14 protein-coding genes are annotated in these 18,972 nt (G+C 67.3%); 11 read left to right on the top strand and 3 right to left on the bottom strand.

Annotated features, from left to right (window positions below; genetic code table 11):
• Positions 1 to 9 precede the first annotated feature (9 nt).
• The 5 genes from RIE31_11895 to RIE31_11875 are packed head-to-tail and all read left to right on the top strand — an operon-like array spanning position 10 to position 8,569.
• Positions 10 to 393, top strand: coding sequence for a sarcosine oxidase subunit delta (locus RIE31_11895; GenBank protein MEQ8641287.1), 384 nt, complete (start codon positions 10 to 12; stop codon positions 391 to 393).
• Positions 390 to 3,437 (top strand): sarcosine oxidase subunit alpha family protein, encoded by a 3,048-nt coding sequence (locus tag RIE31_11890; GenBank protein MEQ8641286.1) that lies wholly within the window; start codon positions 390 to 392, stop codon positions 3,435 to 3,437. The genes RIE31_11895 and RIE31_11890 overlap by 4 nt, the downstream gene beginning before the upstream one ends.
• Entirely contained in the window at positions 3,430 to 4,101 is a 672-nt protein-coding gene (locus tag RIE31_11885) for a sarcosine oxidase subunit gamma family protein (protein MEQ8641285.1), read from the top strand. The genes RIE31_11890 and RIE31_11885 overlap by 8 nt, the downstream gene beginning before the upstream one ends.
• Positions 4,098 to 6,545, top strand: coding sequence for an FAD-dependent oxidoreductase (locus RIE31_11880; GenBank protein MEQ8641284.1), 2,448 nt, complete (start codon positions 4,098 to 4,100; stop codon positions 6,543 to 6,545). Before RIE31_11885 ends, RIE31_11880 begins: the two co-directional genes overlap by 4 nt.
• 26 nt (positions 6,546 to 6,571) lie before the next feature.
• Positions 6,572 to 8,569 (top strand): FAD-dependent oxidoreductase, encoded by a 1,998-nt coding sequence (locus RIE31_11875; protein MEQ8641283.1) that lies wholly within the window; start codon positions 6,572 to 6,574, stop codon positions 8,567 to 8,569.
• Between the two features lie 550 nt (positions 8,570 to 9,119).
• On the opposite strand, the gene RIE31_11870 is transcribed toward RIE31_11875, so the two are convergent.
• Both RIE31_11870 and RIE31_11865 read right to left on the bottom strand, forming a co-directional pair.
• Complete coding sequence (locus tag RIE31_11870) at positions 9,120 to 10,058, bottom strand: methylenetetrahydrofolate reductase (GenBank protein MEQ8641282.1); 939 nt, start codon at positions 10,056 to 10,058, stop codon at positions 9,120 to 9,122.
• 86 nt (positions 10,059 to 10,144) lie between these two features.
• Positions 10,145 to 11,713: a trimethylamine methyltransferase family protein gene (locus tag RIE31_11865; GenBank protein MEQ8641281.1), complete on the bottom strand. Its 1,569-nt coding sequence runs from the start codon at positions 11,711 to 11,713 to the stop codon at positions 10,145 to 10,147.
• Between the two features lie 316 nt (positions 11,714 to 12,029).
• Here RIE31_11865 and RIE31_11860 point away from each other — a divergent pair, with 316 nt between their 5' ends.
• From RIE31_11860 to RIE31_11835, 6 genes are all read left to right on the top strand, one after another.
• A complete protein-coding gene (locus tag RIE31_11860; GenBank protein MEQ8641280.1) occupies positions 12,030 to 12,734 on the top strand; it encodes a B12-binding domain-containing protein in 705 nt (234 codons plus the stop codon).
• Between the two features lie 49 nt (positions 12,735 to 12,783).
• Positions 12,784 to 13,479 carry a DUF1638 domain-containing protein gene (locus RIE31_11855; GenBank protein MEQ8641279.1) on the top strand — a complete coding sequence of 232 codons (696 nt, stop codon included), beginning with the start codon at positions 12,784 to 12,786 and terminating at the stop codon, positions 13,477 to 13,479.
• A 2-nt stretch (positions 13,480 to 13,481) separates the two neighbouring features.
• Complete coding sequence (locus RIE31_11850; GenBank protein ID MEQ8641278.1) at positions 13,482 to 13,787, top strand: virulence factor; 306 nt, start codon at positions 13,482 to 13,484, stop codon at positions 13,785 to 13,787.
• Positions 13,788 to 13,871: 84 nt separating this feature from the next.
• Positions 13,872 to 14,780, top strand: a complete 909-nt coding sequence (locus RIE31_11845) for a methyltetrahydrofolate cobalamin methyltransferase (GenBank protein MEQ8641277.1) — start codon at positions 13,872 to 13,874, stop codon at positions 14,778 to 14,780.
• Between the two features lie 138 nt (positions 14,781 to 14,918).
• Complete coding sequence (locus RIE31_11840; GenBank protein ID MEQ8641276.1) at positions 14,919 to 16,931, top strand: ASKHA domain-containing protein; 2,013 nt, start codon at positions 14,919 to 14,921, stop codon at positions 16,929 to 16,931.
• Entirely contained in the window at positions 16,928 to 17,854 is a 927-nt protein-coding gene (locus tag RIE31_11835) for a metFprotein (protein MEQ8641275.1), read from the top strand. Before RIE31_11840 ends, RIE31_11835 begins: the two co-directional genes overlap by 4 nt.
• On the opposite strand, the gene RIE31_11830 is transcribed toward RIE31_11835, so the two are convergent.
• Positions 17,823 to 18,869 (bottom strand): GlxA family transcriptional regulator, encoded by a 1,047-nt coding sequence (locus RIE31_11830; GenBank protein MEQ8641274.1) that lies wholly within the window; start codon positions 18,867 to 18,869, stop codon positions 17,823 to 17,825. The genes RIE31_11835 and RIE31_11830 overlap by 32 nt on opposite strands.
• Positions 18,870 to 18,972: the final 103 nt, after the last annotated feature.

Raw genomic sequence — 18,972 nt, 5'->3', positions numbered from 1 at the left:
CAGCATTCGATGCTGCTGATCACCTGTCCCTGGTGCGGCCCGCGTGACGGGTCGGAGTTCAGCCATGGCGGCGAAGCGCATATCCGCCGACCGGACGCGGCCAGCGAACCGGATGACGGCCAGTGGGCCGATTATCTGTTCATGCGGTCAAACCCCAAGGGGGTGCATCTGGAACGCTGGTGCCACAGCCATGGCTGCGGCAAGTGGTTTCATGCGGCGCGCAACACGGCGACAGACGAGTTCCTGGCATTCTATGGCATGGACGCGGCGCGGCCGGAGGTTGCGGCGCTGGCGCGCACGGCGCGTCTGCCGGCGACCCCGTCGGGCGAACCCGCGCTCGGCTCCGGCAACCGGCCGCTGGCGCCGCCCGGCGACGGCGAGGACGGGCCATGACCGGGCAGCCGTTTCGCCGGCAAACGGGCGGGCGCATCGACCGTACGCGCCCGGTGCCCTTTCGCTTCGACGGGCGGGCGTTCGAGGGCTTCGCCGGCGATACCCTGGCCAGCGCACTGCTGGCCAATGGTGTGCGACTGGTCGCCCGCAGCTTCAAGTATCACCGGCCGCGCGGCATCGTCAGCGCCGGGGCGGAAGAGCCCAACGGACTGGTGACCATCGGTGACGGCGCCTGGCGCGAGCCCAATGTGCGGGCCACCCAGGTGGAGATCCATGACGGGTTGGATGCGGTCAGCCAGAACCGCTGGCCGTCGCTTGGTTTCGATACCGGCGGTCTGGCCGACCGCCTGTCGCCGCTGCTGCCGGCCGGCTTCTACAACAAGACCTTCATGTGGCCGGCCGGCGCGTGGCCGTTCTATGAACGCATGATCCGCCGCATGGCTGGTCTGGGGCAGGCGGCGACGCTGGCCGATCCGGACCTGGGTCCGGGCTATGAACAACGTCATGTGTGGTGCGACGTGCTGGTCGTGGGCGGCGGCGCGGCGGGCCTTATGGCGACGCTGGCGGCGGCACGCAGCGGTGCGCGGGTCATGGTCTGCGATGAGCAGGCGGAGGTCGGCGGCGGGCTCCTGGCCTATGGCGCCGGTGACGGCACCCGCATCGGCGGTCGCTCGCCGGGGGCGTGGCGCGATGACGTTCTGGCCGAGCTGGACAGACAGCCGGACGTGACGGTTCTGCCGCGGACCACGGCGGCGGCATGGCATCACGGTAATTATCTGGTGCTGGCGGAGCGTGTGAGCGATCACCTGCCGCCAGCGGCTCGCGGCGATGGTGTGCCGCGCCAGCGGCTGTGGCTGGTCCGTACGCGGCAGGTGATCCTGGCCAGCGGGGCGCACGAGCGGCCGCTGATCTTCGCCGACAATGACCGGCCGGGTGTGATGCTGGCCGACGCGGCGCGCACCTATGCCAACCGTTACGGGGTGCTGGCGGGGCGGCGCGCCATCGTCGCCACCGGCAATGACAGCGCCTACCGGGCGGCGCTGGATTTGCAGGCGGCCGGCGTGGCGGTGGCGGCGATCTTTGATATGCGGCCGGCGGGATCGGAGCCGGGCGGGCTGGCGCGGCAGGTGACGGCGGCGGGCATCGTCGTGCGGCACGGCACGGCGGTGGTCGGCAGCCACGGGCGCAAGAGCCTGAAGGCGGTCAGGGTGCGGCAGCTCGACAGTGCAGGTCAGCCGAGTGGCGCGGAAGAGGTCTGGCCGGCCGATCTGCTGGCGGTCTCGGGCGGCTGGACGCCGGTGGTGCACCTATGGTCACAGGGTCGGGGAACCCTGCGCCACGACGAGACCATCGGTGCGCCGGTGCCGGCGCGCATGGCCCAGGCCGGCCGCGCCGTAGGGGCGGCCGCGGGCACATTTGATCTTGGCGCGGCGCTGGCCGAAGCGGCTATGGCCGGCCACAGGGCGGCCGCCGCGGCCGGATTCGACGGGACCGCGCTGGCGCCACCGGCGGTGGAAAACGATAGTGCCGGGCCAGCGCCGGTCGGGCCGGCGCTGTTTGTGCCGGCGATCGCCCGGGCCGGCGGCGAGGAGGGGCGCAAGGCCTTTGTGGATCTGCAGAACGACGTCACCGACAAGGATCTGAAACTGGCGCTGCGCGAAGGCTATCGCGCGACGGAGCACGTCAAGCGCTATACCACCACCGGCATGGGGACGGACCAGGGCAAGACCGCCAATGTCAACGCGCTGGCCATCATCGCCGAGCAAAGCGGTGTGCCACTGAGTGATCTGCCGCCCACCACCTTCCGTCCGCCCTATACGCCGGTGACTTTCGGTACGCTGGCCGGGTCGCGGGTCGGGCCCCTGTTCGATGCTGAGCGCACGACGCCACTGCATGTCTGTCATGTGGCCGCCGGCGCGCATTTTGAGCCGGTCGGCCAGTGGCAGCGCGCCTGGTTCTATCCAGAGCCGGGCGAGGACATGGCGGCGGCCGTGCAGCGCGAGGCGCTGGCGACGCGGCGGGCGGCCGGGCTGCTGGACGCCACCACCCTCGGCAAGATCGATATTCAGGGGCCGGACGCGGTCGAGCTGCTGAACCGGGTCTATACCAATGGCTGGTCGACGCTGGCGGTGGGCCGGGCGCGCTATGGCCTGATGCTGGGCGAGGACGGCATGGTGATGGACGATGGCGTCACCACCCGTCTGGGAGAGCATCATTTCCACATGACCACCACCACCGGCGGCGCGGCGCGGGTGCTGGCCTGGCTGGAGGAATGGCTGCAGACGGAATGGCCGGCGCTGCGGGTGCATGTGGCTTCGGTGACTGAACAGTGGGCGGTCATGAGCCTGTCGGGACCGAAGGCGCGGGCCATCCTGGAGCCGCTGACCGAAGGCGTGGACTTCGCCGCCTTCCGCCACATGAGCCTGTCTGAAGGCCGCGTCGCCGGTGTGCCGGCGCGCCTGTTCCGCGTCAGCTTCACCGGCGAGGCGAGCTATGAGATCAACGTGCCCGCATCATGGGGCCGGCACGTCTGGCAGGCGCTGATGGAGGCCGGCGCGCCGCATGGCCTGACCGCCTATGGCACCGAGGCCATGCACCTGCTGCGGGCGGAGAAGGGCTATATCATCGTCGGCCAGGAAACCGACGGCACGGTGACGCCCTTGGATCTTGGCCTGGAGCGGCTGGTCAATCTGAACAAACCGGACTTCATCGGCCGCCGCTCTTTGTTCCGCGCCGACATGCAGCGCGAGGACCGCAAACAGCTTGTCGGCCTGCAGACGCTGGACCCTGACCTGGTTCTGGAGGAGGGAGTGCATCTGGTGGCCGAGGCCACAGTGCCCGAGCCGCCGGTGGCGATGCTGGGCCATGTGACGTCGAGCTATCGGAGCCCCAGTCTCGGCCGTTCCATTGCGCTGGGTCTGGTCAAGGGCGGCCGGGCGCGCCTGGGCCAGACGATCCATGCGGCGCTGGCCGACGGCACCCACCCGGTGCAGATCACCACACCGGTATTCGTTGACCCGGACGGGGAGCGGTTGCGTGGCTGAGGCATCGCGTCACACGGTGCTGGCCGATGCGCCGCCGCCGCCGGGTGGCGGACCGCTGGCCATGGGTGAGGTGGCCTACGTTGAGAAGGTCGTGCTGCGCGGTGATCCGGCGGACGCCGCCTTCGTGACGGCGGTGCGCGACGGGCTGGGCGCCGCACCTCCGGTGGAGCCGTTCCATGTGGCGACAGGCAGCGATTGCCACCTGCTTTGGCAGGCGTGGGATACGTGGCTGGTGCGTGGGCCTGACGGACACACGCAAGCCGGCCCGGGCGCGGGCGCAAAGTTCGGCGGACCGCTGGTCGGCCTGTTGCGTGAGGCGCTGGCTGATGTAGAGCACGGGTCGGCCACCGACATCAGCGAGGCGGAGACCATCATTCGTCTGGCCGGAGACGAGGCGCGGCTGGTGCTGTCCAAGGGCTGTCCGCTGGATTTGCACGTCCGTGCCTTCCGGCCGGGCGAGGCGCGCCGTAGCCTGCTGGCCGGCGCCGATGTGACGTTGCGGTTGCTGGATGGGCCGGGTCAGGACACATTTGATATCCATGTGCGGCGGTCGTTTGCCGCCAGCCTGTGGCGCTGGCTGGCCCAGGCCGGGCGCGCCCACGGCCTAGGGCCGCTGCCGCCCGCACCGGCCGGACCGGTCCGTGGGGAATTGGGGGACTCATGAAGAGCCATGCGGAATACGTAATCATCGGCGGCGGCATCGTCGGCCTGTCCGTTGCCTATCATCTGGCGAAGCTCGGCAAGCGCGATGTGGCGCTGCTGGAGCGGCGCGACCTGACCCACGGCTCCACCTGGCATGCGGCCGGCCTGCTGCCGCTGTTCAACATGAGCTACAGTGTCGGCCAACTGCATAAATATTCCATCGACCTGTATCAGCGCCTGCAGGAGGAAACCGGCCAGGGGGTCAGTTTCCACAAGACCGGCAATCTGCGCCTGGCCAAGACCAAGGCGCGCATGGACGAGTATCTGGCCTATTGCGGCACGGCCAACACCATCGGCGTGCCGTTCGAGGTAATCGGTCCCGATGCGGTGGCGGACCTGTGGCCGCTGGCGAAAATGGACGGAATTATCGGCGCGCTGTTCCACCCGGACGACGGCCATGTGGCGCCGGTGGACGTGGCCCAGGCGCTGGCCCGCGGCGCCCGCGACGGCGGCGCCGAGATCAGCCGCTCCTGCGAGGTGACCGCCATCGCCCGCCACAACCGGCAGTGGCGGGTCACCACCAGTCAAGGCGAGATCACCGCCGATACGGTGATTACCGCCACGGGGTCGTGGGCGCGCCAGGTGACCGCCATGGTCGGCCTGGACATTCCGGTCATCCCGGTGGAGCACCAGTACATTATCACCGAGCCGGTGCCCGAGCTGCTGGAGCGCAAGGCGCAGGGCCTGGCGGAGATGCCGGTGCTGCGCGAGAGCGACGAATCCTATTACCTGCGCGAGGAAGTGCAGGGCCTGATCGTCGGGCCGTATGAGAAAGGCGCCAAGGCATGGGCGGCGGACGGTGTGCCGGCAGCCTTTGGCCGCCAGCTTCTGACGCCGGACCTGGAACGGCTTGACCCCTATATCGAGGCAGCCATCGAGCGGGTGCCCATGCTCGGTGAGGTGGGTATCCGTGAGACGGTCAACGGTCCCATCCCCTATACGCCGGACGGCAGCCCGCTGATCGGCCCGGCCTATGGCCTGCCCAACTTCTGGCTGGCGGAAGGCTTCAGCTTCGGCATCACGGCGGCCGGTGGCGCCGGCAAGGTGCTGGCCGAATGGATCGTCGGCGGCGAGCCCAGCATGGACATGCTGGCCATGGATCCGCGCCGTTTCGGGGCCTATGCCAGCCGCAACTATACGGTGGCGAAGAACGTGGAGGCATATGAGAACGTCTTCACCATCCACTTTCCGGACGAGGAGCGGCCGGCGGCGCGGCCGGCCCGCACCAGCCCGATCCACCACAAGCTGGACAACGCCGGCGCCGTCTGGGGCCAGCGCTATGGCTGGGAGCGGCCCAACTGGTTCGCCGCGGAAGGCGAAGAGCGGCGTGACACATGGAGCTTTCGTCGCAGCAACTATTTCGCCGCGGTGGGGCGTGAGTGCCAGGCCCTGCGTCAGGCGGCCGGCCTTATCGACATCACCAGCTTCGCCAAGTTCCAGGTGACGGGAGCGGGGGCGGAAGCCTTCCTCGACCGGCTGGTGGCCAACCGCCTGCCGCAGCGCGACGGACGCATCGCCCTGACCCACGCCCTGACGCCATCGGGCGGCGTACGCAGCGAGTTCACCATCATGCGCGACGGGCCGCAGGCCTTCTATCTGGTGAGCAGCGGCGCGGCGGAGCGCTATGACCATGATCTGCTGCTGAAGGAAATGCCCGATGACGGCAGCGTCAGGGTGGAGAACATCACCACCAGCCATGGGGTGCTGGTTGTGGCCGGCCCGAAGTCGCGGGACATACTGCGCCAGGTGACCGATGCGGATCTGTCGAGCAACGCCTTCCCGTGGCTGAGCGGTCAGATGATCGACGTGGGCATGGCCCGGCTGCGCGCCATGCGGGTCAATTTCGTCGGCGAGCTGGGCTGGGAGCTGCATCACCCCATCGAAATGCAGCATGTGATCTTTGACGCGCTGATGGCGGCGGGGCACGATCACGGCCTGACGCTGGTGGGTATGCGGGCCATGGACAGCCTGCGGCTGGAAAAGAGCTATCGCATGTGGGGGCAGGACCTGACCACGCAATACACCCCGCTGGAGGCGTCGCTGGACCGTTTCGCCCGCCTCGACAAGGGGGACTTCACCGGCCGCGCCGCGCTGCAGAAACAACTGGCGGCGGGCATCCCCAACCGCTTCGTCACCCTGGCGGTGGCGGTGGATGAGAAGGATCCCGACGGCCCGGCCGACGCCCGCGGCAATGAGCCGGTCTATAAGGACGGCCGCATGGTGGGGCGGGCGACAGCCGGCGGCTATGGCCACACGGTGGGCCAGAGCCTTGCGCTGGCCTATGTGGCGGCCGGCGCCGAGGCGGTGGGCACGACGCTTGAAATCGACATACTGGGCAAGCGCCATCAGGCGGTGGTCATCGCCGAATCGCCGCACGACCCGGGGAACCAGCGCCTGCGCGCCTAGGGCAGGCCGAAGGAGGAGAGGCAGTCATGACCGTCCCGGAGTTCCCGACGCTCTTCTCACCCCTGGCCCTGCGCCACAAGACCCTGAAGAACCGAATCGTCTTCGGCGCCCATACCGCCAACATGGCGGAAGACGGTCTGCCCGGCGAGCGCCATCTGGCCTACTACCGCGAGCGGGCGCGCGGCGGGGCGGCGATGATTGTGGTGGAGCCGACCCCGGCTCACCGCACCGGCGTTCTGACCCGTGGCAATTTCCGGCACGAGGACGATTCCGTCATCGCCCCGTTCCGCCGGGTGACCGACGCCTGCCATGAGCACGGCACGGTGATGATCCACCAGATCTATCATGTGGGCGCGCACGGCGATCTGGATAATTCATGGCAGCCCTACTGGTCGCCATCAGGCACCGTGTCGCATCACGACCAGTATGGCAGCCACGCCATGAGCCAGGCGGAGGTGGAGGAGATGATCGACTCCTTCATCGCCGCCGCCCGCCGCGACCACCAGGCAGGGTTTGACGGGGTGGATCTGTTCGCCGGCTATAACGCGCTGATGGACCAGTTCTGGTCGCCGCTCACCAACAAGCGCAGCGACCAGTGGGGCGGCAGCCTGGAGAACCGCCTGCGCTTTACGGTGCGCATCATCGAGGGCATCCGCGCCGTCGCCGGCCAGGACTTCATCATCGGCCTGACGGTCTCCGGTGCGGAGCCCTATCCGGGCGGGCTCAGCCTGGCCGACAAGCAGGAGATCGCTGCCTGGCTCGATGCGCGCGGTCTGGTGGACTATTTCTCGTGCGGCACGGGCAGCTATCTGAACGACTTCTCGAAGATCGTGCCGTCCTCCATCTTCGACATGTTCCTCGGCGCCGACGATGCGGCGGCCTACAAGGCGGCGGTGCGCCACGCCCGGGTGACGGCGGAGGCGCGCATCAAGACGCCGGCCAACGCGGAACAGGTGCTGAGCGACGGTAAAAGCGATCTGGTGAGCATCGTGCGCGGCCAGATCGCCGACCCGCACCTGGCCAACAAGGCGTTGCAGGGCCACGGCGACGACATTCGCGGTTGCATCAGCTGCAATCAGTTGTGCATCGGCCGGCGCATGCGCGATTACTGGATCAGTTGCCTGGTCAATCCGTCGGTGGGCCGCGAGGCGGAGATGGACGGGGACTCATACCCGACGGCCGACCGGCCGAAGCGGGTGCTGGTGGTGGGCGGCGGCCCGGCCGGCATGGAGGCGGCGCGCACCGCGGCCGAGCGTGGCCACCAGGTGACTCTGGTGGAGAAAAGCGACCGGCTGGGCGGCCAGTTCCGCCTGGCCGGTCATCAGCCCTATCGCGGCGAAATCCGCGACCTGATCGAGAGCTGGTATCCGCGCCAGTTGCAGAAGCTGCAGGTGCAGGTGCGGCTCAATACGGAGATGGACGAAGCGGCGGTGCGCGACTTCGCCGCCGACAAGGTGGTCATCGCCACCGGCGCGCGCGCCGCGGGCACCGGTTTCCAGCGGGCCCTGCCGCACATCGAGCGGCTGCCCGGGGCCGACGCGGACACGGTGCTGAGCGTTGCCGGGGTGCTGGCGGAAAAGGCGGTGCCGGGCAAGCGCGTGGTCCTGTTGGACGATGTGAAGGGGTCATGGCCGGCGACAGGGACGGCGCTGTACCTGGCCGAGCGTGGCCACGACGTCACCATCATCACCGCCGAGGCGGGCTTCGCCGGGGCGCTGGGCGGCAGCCTGTCAGCCGGGGTGCGGGGCCGTATGCGCCAGTTGGGGATCGGAGCGGTGACCGACGCTGCACTGCTGGCGTGGACGGCGGAAGGGGCGAAGGTCAAAGACCTGCTGAGCGGCGAGGAGCGGGTGATCGCCGCCGACAGCCTGGTGCTGGCCACCACCAACACGCCGGAGGACGAGCTCGCCCGCACACTGGACGGCGACCAGACGGTGGACAGCACGGCAATCGGCGATTGCGTGGCGACCCGTTCGGCGGCCATGGCGATCTATGAAGGGCGCAGGCTGGGGCTGGCGCTTTAGTTGCTTTCTATGCGGCTTTCGCAACTCTCAATCCACGCAGATATTCTTTGGCCAGCTTCTCCAGTTCGGGATTCCGGAATTAGACGCTCCATACGTTGCGCTCCGGCAACGGCCTCCATCAGCTGAGCTCTGGCGTTCGGGTAGCGGAGCAATACCGCACCAGCCAACATATACCACTTGAGAGCTTCGATAGCGTTCTTATCAACTCCCAGGCCTTTTTCATGCATAACGCCAAGCCGGAGCATGGCTCTGCCGTTCAGGTGGTCTGCGGCTCTGAGATACCACTGGACCGATTGCTGCAGGTCCACGGGAACACCGATACCATCTTCGTAGTGGGAGCCGAGGAGCGCCATGGCGGAGGCACTGCCATCGTCCGCCGCGCATTAGAGATCGCGAATGGCGGCCTCGATATTACCCCGTTGGAAGGCGATCATGGCTTCTTCCACGCTGCAAGCCAGGGCCGGCACGGGAACAGTCAGGGACAGGGGAAAAGCAAGCCTGCGAGTATGCCGCCAACCCTGCCAGTCATGAATTCATTCCTCGGCGCGGCCTATGCCGCCCGCTTCTTCAGCAGGCCGGACTCCTCGATGCACTGGGCGCAGGCCGCTTCCTGGCGCGGCGCCATGAGGTGGACGCCGGCAACCCCGGGAATCTCGGCCAGGACCTGCATCATCTCGACGCAGATGCGCCGACCCTCGGCTTTCTCGTCCTTGGCCTGCTCCATGCGCTTGAGGATGGGATCCGGGATGTGTACGCCGAACAGGTTGTCGTTCATCCACTTGGCCGAGCGGAAACTGGCCAGCGGGCCGCAGCCGATGATGAAGTGGGCCTGCTCGGTGAAGCCTTCCTCGCGCAGGCGCGAAGCATAGGCCTTGGCGGTGGCCGGCTCAAAGCAGTACTGGGTCTGGAAGAAATCAGCGCCGGCGGCGATCTTTGAGGCAATGCCGTCCGGCTTCCAGTCCGGCCCCGGCACACTCGGCAGTTCGGTGGCGCCGACCATGACCGCCGGCGGCGTGGCGATGTCGCGCCCTGACGGCAGCTTTGCGGTATCCCGCATGTCGCGGATCAGGCTCATGAGTTCGCGGCTGCCCGGCACGTCATAGACCATTTTGGCATCGGGCTGGTCGCCGCCATCCACCTTGTCGCCGTGAATGCACAGGATGTTGGGCACGCCGAGCGCGGCAGCGCCCAGGATATCGCCCTGCAGGGCCAGGCGGTTGCGGTCGCGCAGGGTGAATTGCAGCACCGGCTCTATGCCCATGCCGATCAGGATGGCCGATGTGGCGAGGCTGGAAAGGTGCGCCCGGGCGCCGGCCCCATCGGTGACATTGACCGCATCGGCCAGCCCCTTGAGCGGACCGGCCTTGGCCTGCACGTCCGCCGCGCTGGCCGACAGTGGCGGCGTCGTCTCCGCGGTCATGACAAAGGTGCCGGCGCGCATCAGCGCCTCCAGGCGGCCCGGCGAGCGGAGGGGGGACGTTTCAGTCAAGGGAAGTCCTTTCTGTTCGGGTCTTCTCGGGTCTTCTCTGGTCTTCTCTGGTCTTTTCCGGCAGATCAGCCGCCGCCGCGGCCGGCTCAGACGAACGCGTCGGGCATGGCGCCCTTGCGTTTGGCGATGAAGGCCTGCAAGGCCTCGTCAATGGCCGGGTCCATCGGCGGCTTCTCATAGTCCTTGAGCATCTGTTTCCAGATGGCGTTGGCCCGCTGGGTGGAGTCGAGCGAACCGTCCGCCTGCCACTGCTCGAAGCTGTTATTGTCGGCCACATTGGAGCGATAGAAGGCGCTTTCGAAGTTGTCCTGGGTATGTTTGCAGCCAAGGAAGTGCTTGCCGGGACCCACCTCGCGGATGGCGTCCATCGCCTGGCCGTTCGCCGATGTGTCGAAGCCCCTGGCCAGCACATGCATCATGCCCAGCTGGTCGGCGTCCATGATGAACTTCTCATAGCCGGCGGCGAGGCCGCCTTCCAGCCAGCCGGCGCCGTGCAGCACGAAGTTGGTGCCGGCCAGCATGGCCGGCCACATGGTCTGGGCGCTTTCATAGGCCGCCTGGGCATCGGAAATCTTCGAGGCGCACAGCGCGCCGCCGCTGCGGAACGGCACACCGAGACGGCGGGCGAGCTGGCCGGCGGCGAGAATCACCATGCTGGCTTCGGGCGTGCCGAAGGTGGGGGCGCCCGACTGCATGGACATTGAGCTGGCGAAAACGCCGAAGACGGTCGCCACACCGGGGTTGAGAAGCTGGGTGAAGGCCATGCCGACCATGGCTTCGGCCAGGGTCTGGGTGAGGGTGCCGACGGCGGTGACCGGGGCCATGGCGCCGGCCAGGATGAACGGCGTCACCAGGGTCGGCTGACCGGCCCGGGCATAGACTTTCAGTGCGCCCATCATGGTGGCGTCGAGCACCAGCGGCGAGTTGAGGTTGATCAGGCCGAGCACCACCGGATTGTCCCGCACCACGTCGGCTCCGAACAGAATCTCGCACATGGCGATAGTGTCGGCGGCCCGCTCCGGCGCCGTGACGGAACCCATGAAGGGTTTGTCCGACAGCCGCATGTGGGCATAGACCATGTCCAGGTGGCGCTTGTTCACCGGCACATCCACCGGCTCGCAGACCGTGCCGCCGGAATGGTGCATGTAGGGCGTCATGTAGGTGAGCTTCACGAAATTGCGGAAGTCCTCCATGTTGGCGTAGCGGCGCCCTTCATCCAGATTGCGGATAAAGGGCGGACCGTAAACCGGCGCGAAAATGGTGTTGCGGCCGCCGAAGGTGACGTTGCGCTGTGGGTTGCGGGCCCGTTGCACGAACTGGCGGGGGGCGGTGCGGGTGATCAGGCCGCGCACCAGACCGCGCGGGAAGCGGACGCGCTCGCCATCGGTATCGGCGCCGGCGGCCCGCCAGATCTCCACCGCCTCGGGATCGTCGCGAAACTCGACGCCCACTTCCTGCAGGACGGTTTCGGCGTTGGCTTCGATCAGCTCCAGTGTCTCATCGCTGGCCAGGTCATAGAGCGGGATGACCGGCGAAATATTGCTGAGAAACTCCTGGCGGAAGGTCTGGCGCAAGTGACGCCGGCCCTGAGCGCCGCCACTGCGTCGCCGGCCGCCTGAACGGTCCTTGTCTGCTGTCGCCGCCGCTCTGGCCATGGCTGTTCCCCTGATTGTTTTCTGCCTGCCTGCCGGCGGTCCGGGCCAGCCGGGCTTATGCTAGGGGAAAGGCAGGCGGGACGGAACGCGGCGCGGCGGTGGAGCGCGACGTTCGGCCGCATGGATTCGGCCTCGTCGCATGGGGACCAACTGCCGTCGCGGACTGGACAGCGGGGCCGTTCTGCCCTACTAGCGTTTGAACCGACCCTGGTGCCGGACGACGGCCCCGGGTGCGGCATGTTCAGGGCGTCGATCCATACTGGTGGCCGCCTCTGATTTTCCACAGCCATTGACGCCTGGGGGGGTATTGGTCCCGATGTCCGACGACGCCAAAGATCAGGAAGTTGACCTGCGTTCCCTGTCCGATCAGGAACTGACGGAGCAGATGTGGGACGACCTTTATGACGGGCTGAAGGATGAGGTCCTGGAAGGGACCAACATTCTGCTGGAGCGCGGCTGGGCACCATACAAGGTACTGACGGAAGCCCTGGTGGAGGGCATGCGCATCGTCGGCATCGACTTCCGCGACGGCATCCTGTTCGTGCCGGAAGTTCTGATGGCGGCCAACGCCATGAAGGCCGGCATGTTCGTCCTGCGGCCGCTGCTGGCTGAAACCGGCGCGCCCAAGGTTGGCAAGATCGTCATCGGCACGGTCAAGGGCGACATTCACGACATCGGCAAGAACCTGGTGGGCATGATGCTGGAGGGGGCCGGTTTCGAGGTCATCGATCTCGGCATCAATACCGATGTGGACGAGTATCTTGGCGCTCTGGAAGAGCACCAGCCGGACATTCTGGGCATGTCGGCCCTGCTGACCACCACCATGCCCTACATGAAGGTGGTGATCGACACGCTCAAGAGCAAAGAGTTGCGCGACAAGTATATCGTCATCGTCGGTGGCGCGCCGCTCAACGAGGAATTCGCCATGGAAGTGGGCGCCGACGCCTATTGTCGTGATGCGGCGGTGGCGGTGGAGACGGCCCAGGACTGGATCAAGCGCCGTCACAATGTTCGCGGCTAGGGCGCGGCCAGGGCGCGGCTAGGGTGGCCGGCGGCGGAATGGTCAGGCCATGACGACGCGGGCGCCTGGCGAACCGTCTGCCGGCCTGTCGCCCGCCCCGTCGCTTGCCGGGCCACCGCGCAGCCTGATTATCGCCTGCGGCGCCCTGGCGCGGGAGCTGCTGGCGATCATCCGGGTCAACGGGTGGAGCCACATGGATATCACCTGCCTGCCGGCATCCCTGCACAATCGCCCCGAGCACATTCCGGAGCGGGTGCGCGACCGTATCCGCGAAAATCGCGACCGCTACGACGCCATTTACGTGGCCTATGCCGATTGCGGCACCGGCGGGCTTCTGGACAGAGTTCTGGCGGAAGAGGGCGTGACCCGTATAGGCGGCCCGCACTGTTATTCCTTCTTCGCCGGCCATGAGGATTTCGACCGGTTGATGGACGAGGAGCTTGGCAGCTTTTTCCTGACCGATTATCTGGTGCGCCATTTCCATACCCTGATCATCAAGGGGCTCGGGCTCGACCGTCATCCGGAATTGCAGGACATGATGTTCGGCAACTACCGTCGTCTGGTTTATCTGGCGCAGACCGACGACGCCGATCTGGTGGCCAAGGCGCAGGCGGCCGCCGACCGGCTGGGCCTGGCATTCGAGATGCGCCGGACCGGCATGGGAGAGCTGGCGCGTTTTGTGCAGGACGCGGCCGGCGGTCGCGCCACCGGCGGGACGACGGGTAAGGATTTGGAGACGCACTGACCATGGCCGAACTAATCATCATGTACTGGCGGGACATTCCGGCCCAGGTGATCGCCAAGGCCGGACGCCGCAACCAGTCCAAGGTGGAGCTGCATCCGCGCTTCAGCGCGGCGATCGATGCCGCCGCCATGGGCGACGGCTTTACCGATACCGACCAGTACCTGGCCGAGTGGCGACGTGGCGACCCGGCGCCGTGCGGCGACGACCTGGCGGCCGAGGCGCAACGTGTAGCGGACGCGCTGGAGGCGGAGTATGACGAAGACCGGCTGCGCCTCCTGGTCCGCAACAAGGGGCGCCTGCCGGGCTGACCGGCGCCGGCGGCAAGCCGCACCAGAAAACGACACCAGCGCCGGATGCCAGAAGGCGGCGGCGCGGAAGCAAGCGAGGAAGGCATGACCGATACCGTCATCAGCTCAGCCACCAAGGAGGTGGTCATCGGCTTTGATCGCCCATTCTGCGTGATTGGCGAGCGGATCAATCCGACCGGCCGCAAAAAGCTGGCCGAGGAAATGAAGAACGGGGACTATTCCACGGTCGAACGCGACGCCATCGCCCAGGTCGAGGCCGGCGCCATGATGCTGGACGTCAATGCCGGTATTCCGCTGGCCGACGAACCGCGCATCCTGGCCGAGTGCATCAGGCTCGTGCAGTCGCTGACGGACGTGCCGCTGTCTATCGATTCATCCATTGTCGCCGCGCTGGAGGCCGGTATCGCCGCCTATAAGGGGCGGCCGCTGCTCAACTCGGTCACCGGTGAAGAGGAGCGGCTAGAGGTCATCCTGCCGCTGGTCAAGAAATATGACTGCGTGGTGGTGGCCATCTCCAATGACGAGACAGGCATTTCCGAAGACCCGGACGTGCGCTTTGAAGTGGCCAAGAAGATCGTCCAGCGCGCCGCCGACCATGGCGTACACCACTCGTCCATCGTTGTTGATCCGCTGGTCATGCCGATCGGCGCCATGCGCTCGGCCGGACGCTCGGTCTTCGAGCTGGTGCGCCGTCTGCGCGACGAGCTGCAGGTCAACACCACCTGCGGCGCGTCGAACCTGAGTTTCGGCCTGCCCAACCGGCATGGCCTGAACGCCGCCTTCCTGCCTATGGCGGCAGCGTGCGGCATGACCTCGGCCATCATGAACCCGCTGCATGAGCCCGAAATGCAGGCCATATTGGGGGCCAATGTGGTGAACGGCGTGGATCCCGATTGCGCCACCTGGATTCGCCGCTTCCGCGAGCCTGTGCCGGACGGTGACGGCGGCGGCCGCCGCTCCACCGGACGGCGCGTCCGGCGCGGCGCGGCCTGAGGCGCCTAGCGCGGTCAGCCAGTGGAGGACAATCCCATGAACGCCGACGGCAGCCCCCCAGCAGCCCCTGACCCGGCCGCGGCCGATCAGGATGGCGAGACGCCGGCCGCGGCCAGCGGCGAGGCGCGTATCGCCTTCATGCCGTCCGGCCGGCGCGGCCGTTTTCCCATCGGCACCACGGTGCTGGAGGCGGCCCGCAGTCTGGGCGTGGACATTGACAGCGTGTGTGGCGGCAACGGTATCTGCGGCCGCTGCCAGATCGTTGTCAGCGAGGGTGAGTTCTCCAAATTCGGCCTTGAAAGCCGGGTCGATCATCTGTCCGGCTACGGCGCCAACGAGGTCGCCTATCGCGAACGGCAGACCATGAAGCCCGGCCGCCGCCTGTCGTGCTCGTCAACCATTCGTGGCGATCTGGTGATCGACGTACCGCCGGAAAGCCAGGTTCACAAGCAGGTGGTTCGCAAGCGGGCCGAGGTGCGGGCCATCGAAATCGATCCGGTGGTCACCCTGCACTACGTCAAGGTGGAAGAGCCGGACATGCACAAGCCGTCCGGCGATTTCGAGCGCCTGAAGCAGGCGCTGGCCGACCAGTGGCAACTGGAGGGGCTGACGGCGCGGTTGGCGGTGATCCAGGGACTGCAGGCGGCGCTGCGCCAGGGCGACTGGAAGGTGACCGTGGCGGTGCGCGAGCGGAGCGAGATCATCCATGTCTGGCCGGAGTTCCACGACGCCGCCTTCGGTATCGCCTACGACGTGGGCTCCACCACCATCGCCGCCCACCTGACCGACCTGCATTCGGGCGAGGTGGTGGCCTCGGTCGGCCGTATGAACCCGCAAATCCGGTTTGGCGAAGACCTGATGAGCCGGGTCTCCTACATCATGATGAACCCGGGCGGCGACGTGCGGCAGACCGAGGCAGTGCGCGAGGCGGTCAATGAGCTGGCCGGGGAGGCGGCGGAGCGGGCGCAGATCAACCGCGAAGACATTCTGGAAGTGGTGGTGGTTGGTAACCCCATCATGCATCACCTCTATTTCGGGATTAATCCCATTGAGCTAGGTGGCGCGCCGTTTGCGCTGGCGACCAACGGTCAGGTTGACGTGCGGGCAAGCGAACTGGGCCTGGACATCAACCCCGGCGGCTATGTCCATTCCCTGCCGTGCATTGCCGGCCATGTGGGCGCCGATGCCGCCGGTGTGGTGCTGTCGGAAGAGCCCAATCGCCGCGACGAACTGACCCTGGTGGTGGATGTGGGCACCAATGCCGAAATCGTGCTGGGCAACAAGGAACGGCTGCTGGCCTGTTCCAGCCCGACCGGACCGGCCCTGGAGGGCGCGCAGATCCTGCACGGCCAACGCGCCGCGCCCGGCGCCATAGATCGTGTGCGTATCGACCCGGTGACCCTGGAGCCGACGTTCACGGTGATCGGCTGCAATCTGTGGTCGGACCATGAACACTTTGTGTCAGCGACCCGCCGCAGCGGCATCACCGGCATTTGCGGCAGCGGCATCATTGAGGTGATCGGCGAGATGTTCCTGGCCGGGATTCTCACCGCCGACGGCGTACTGGACCCGGCCATGGCGGAGAAGAACGATCGCGTGGTCCCGAACGGCCGCACCGCCGACTATATCCTGTGGCGTGGTGACGAGAGCGGCGAGGGCCAGGTGCGCGTCACCCAGAACGACGTGCGCGCCATTCAACTGGCCAAGGGCGCCCTGTATGCCGGGGCCCGGCTGCTCATGGACAAGCTGGATGTGGCCAGCCCGGAGCGCGTGGTGCTGGCCGGCGCTTTCGGCAGCCACATCGATCCCAAATACGCCATGTTGCTGGGTCTCATTCCCGACTGTCCGCTGGACAAGGTGTCGGCCGCCGGCAATGCCGCCGGCACCGGTGCCCGCATTGCCCTGCTCAATCGCAAGTCGCGGGAAGATATCGCCGATGTGGTGCGGCGGATTGAAAAGATCGAAACGGCGGTGGAACCCATGTTCCAGCAGCACTTTGTGGAAGCCATGGCCATTCCCCACAAGACGGCGGCGTCCACCTACCTGTCGCAGGTGGTCACGCTGCCGGCGCCGAAGGAAGTGAATCTGGGCGGCGAGGGCGGCGGAGAGGGCGGTCGCCGCCGCCGCCGCGGACGGGGAGCGGCGGCATGAGCGCTGATGCCATGGCCGGGCTCCATCCGGTACAGGCTTTTCTGACGGACGCGTCCATCGAGGTGACGCCGCGCGAAGCGGAGAAGATCGACTCGTTCCGCGACTTGCTGGCGCCGGACACGCGGGTCTTTGTGACCTTCCTGCCGGGCTCCGACTTCGCCGATACCATTCGCACAGCAGAGCGCCTGCGCCGTGACGGCATGCGGCCGGTGCCGCACATCGCCGCCCGGTCGGTGCCGGATGCCGCCAGCCTCGACCGCTGGCTGCGCGATCTGGCGGAAGAAGCGGCGCCGGTCGAGGCGCTGGTCATCGGCGGCGGGCTCGACCAGCCGGTCGGCGGGTTTGATGCGTCCATCGAGGTGCTGCGCACCGGCCTTCTGGAGAAGCACGGCATCCGCCGCATCGGCGTCGCCGGCCACCCGGAAGGCTCACCGGATATCTCCGATGCGGCCATTGCCGAGGCGATTGCCCAGAAGAACGCCTATGCGGAGCAGTCCGGTACGGCGCTGTACATCGCCACGCAATTCGTCTTTGCCGCCGACCCGGTGATCGCCTGGGACAAGCGCCTGCGAGTCGAGGGCAATCGCCTGCCTATCGAAATCGGCCTGCCGGGTCTGGCCACCCTTAAGTCCCTGCTGCGTCATGCCAAGGCCTGCGGCGTCGGCAACTCCATGCGGGTCATCACCCGCCAGGCGGCCAATCTGAGCCGGCTGCTGCTGCCGTGGGAACCGGATGCGCTGGTCGCCGGACTGGCCCGCTATCAGGCCAATGACCGGGAGTGTGGCATTCGCGCCGCACATTTCTTTGCCCTCGGTGCGCCCAAGCGCACGGTGGGCTGGCTGCGGGCGGTGCAGGACGGCGCTTTCGAGATGAAGCGCAATGACAGCGGGTTCAAACTGACTCGTCCGCTCGATCAATCCTAGGATCGCTGCCCTCGTGCGGCCGGATATGCGGCGGCGCCGGCAGATTGAGGCGCGCCTCGGCCCGCCGCTGACGCGGTGTTCGTCCGAAGTGGCTGCGGTAGGACTTGGCAAAGTGCGACGCCGAGACAAAGCCGGTGGCCAGCGCCACATCCAGGATCGGCATGGCCGTCTGGCGCAACAGGGCGTCAGCCCGCTCCAGCCTTAGCTGGAAGTAATAGCGCCGGGGCGATACGGCAAGCTCACGGGCAAACAGTCTTTCGACCTGGCGTTCCGACAAGCCGGCCCGCTCGGCAATGTCGTGGCGGCCGAGCGGAGCTTCGATGTTCTGCTCCATCAGATCAACGATGGCCATGAGGGTGGGATTGCCAGTGCCGAGCCGGCGCCCGGTGGCCATGCGCTGCCGTTGACGGGACTCGCGAATCGCCTGGTGGATGAACTGGTCCGACACCGCCGCCGCCAGACCGTGACCATGCTGGGCGACGATCAGGTGCAGCATCAGGTCCATGGCGGCGGTGCCGCCGGAACAGGTGAAGACGGGCCCGTCAATCTCGTACAGATCGTCGGTGACATTGAGATCGGGCCAGTCCTGGCGGAAGGAGTCCAGATTCTCCCAATGGATGGTGCACCGCCGGCCAGCCAGCAGACCGGCCCGGGCCAGCACATAGGAGGCGGTGGAGATGGCTCCCATGATGGTGCCGGTGCGGGCAAGCCGGCGCAGGGCCGCCAGGGTGCGCGGATCGTCGAACGCCTGCATACCATAGCCGCCGCAGACGACGATGCACGGATGGCGCGTCACGTCTGTGATGGCCCGGTCGGGGGGTATGGCCACGCCATTGCTGGCGACCACCGGCCGGGCATCGGGGCCCAGCACCTCCCAGCTGTAGAGCGGTCGGCCAGCCAGACGGTTGGCGGCGCGCAACGGCTCTACGGCAGAGGCAAAAGCCATGAGAGAAAACTGGGGCAGCAGCAGAAAAGCCAACGACTGAGGCAGATGGTCAGGCGGACCTGCAAACATGGGCGCGTTGCTTTCGGCCGGGCGGCAGCCGCGGCAGCGGTGACACGACGCGAACAGACTAGTCCAGGTCGGAACAGGAATAAAGGCGGGCGGCCGGCCCCGT

The organism is Alphaproteobacteria bacterium (assembly GCA_040218575.1).
In the GTDB taxonomy this organism is placed as follows: Bacteria; Pseudomonadota; Alphaproteobacteria; order JAVJRE01; family JAVJRE01; genus JAVJRE01.
Note: the sequence above shows the minus strand (reverse complement) of the source record. Positions and strands in the feature narration are given on the sequence as shown.

What these genes read in the sequence shown, in the direction of transcription:
- RIE31_11895 (MEQ8641287.1), top strand. Translation starts at nt 10, where the DNA reads ATGCTGCTGATCACCTGTCCCTGGTGCGGCCCGCGTGACGGGTCGGAG.
- RIE31_11890 (MEQ8641286.1), top strand. Translation starts at nt 390, where the DNA reads ATGACCGGGCAGCCGTTTCGCCGGCAAACGGGCGGGCGCATCGACCGT.
- RIE31_11880 (MEQ8641284.1), top strand. Translation starts at nt 4,098, where the DNA reads ATGAAGAGCCATGCGGAATACGTAATCATCGGCGGCGGCATCGTCGGC.
- RIE31_11875 (MEQ8641283.1), top strand. Translation starts at nt 6,572, where the DNA reads ATGACCGTCCCGGAGTTCCCGACGCTCTTCTCACCCCTGGCCCTGCGC.
- RIE31_11865 (MEQ8641281.1), bottom strand. Translation starts at nt 11,713, where the DNA reads ATGGCCAGAGCGGCGGCGACAGCAGACAAGGACCGTTCAGGCGGCCGG.
- RIE31_11860 (MEQ8641280.1), top strand. Translation starts at nt 12,030, where the DNA reads ATGTCCGACGACGCCAAAGATCAGGAAGTTGACCTGCGTTCCCTGTCC.
- RIE31_11855 (MEQ8641279.1), top strand. Translation starts at nt 12,784, where the DNA reads ATGACGACGCGGGCGCCTGGCGAACCGTCTGCCGGCCTGTCGCCCGCC.
- RIE31_11850 (MEQ8641278.1), top strand. Translation starts at nt 13,482, where the DNA reads ATGGCCGAACTAATCATCATGTACTGGCGGGACATTCCGGCCCAGGTG.
- RIE31_11845 (MEQ8641277.1), top strand. Translation starts at nt 13,872, where the DNA reads ATGACCGATACCGTCATCAGCTCAGCCACCAAGGAGGTGGTCATCGGC.
- RIE31_11840 (MEQ8641276.1), top strand. Translation starts at nt 14,919, where the DNA reads ATGCCGTCCGGCCGGCGCGGCCGTTTTCCCATCGGCACCACGGTGCTG.
- RIE31_11835 (MEQ8641275.1), top strand. Translation starts at nt 16,928, where the DNA reads ATGAGCGCTGATGCCATGGCCGGGCTCCATCCGGTACAGGCTTTTCTG.
- RIE31_11830 (MEQ8641274.1), bottom strand. Translation starts at nt 18,869, where the DNA reads ATGTTTGCAGGTCCGCCTGACCATCTGCCTCAGTCGTTGGCTTTTCTG.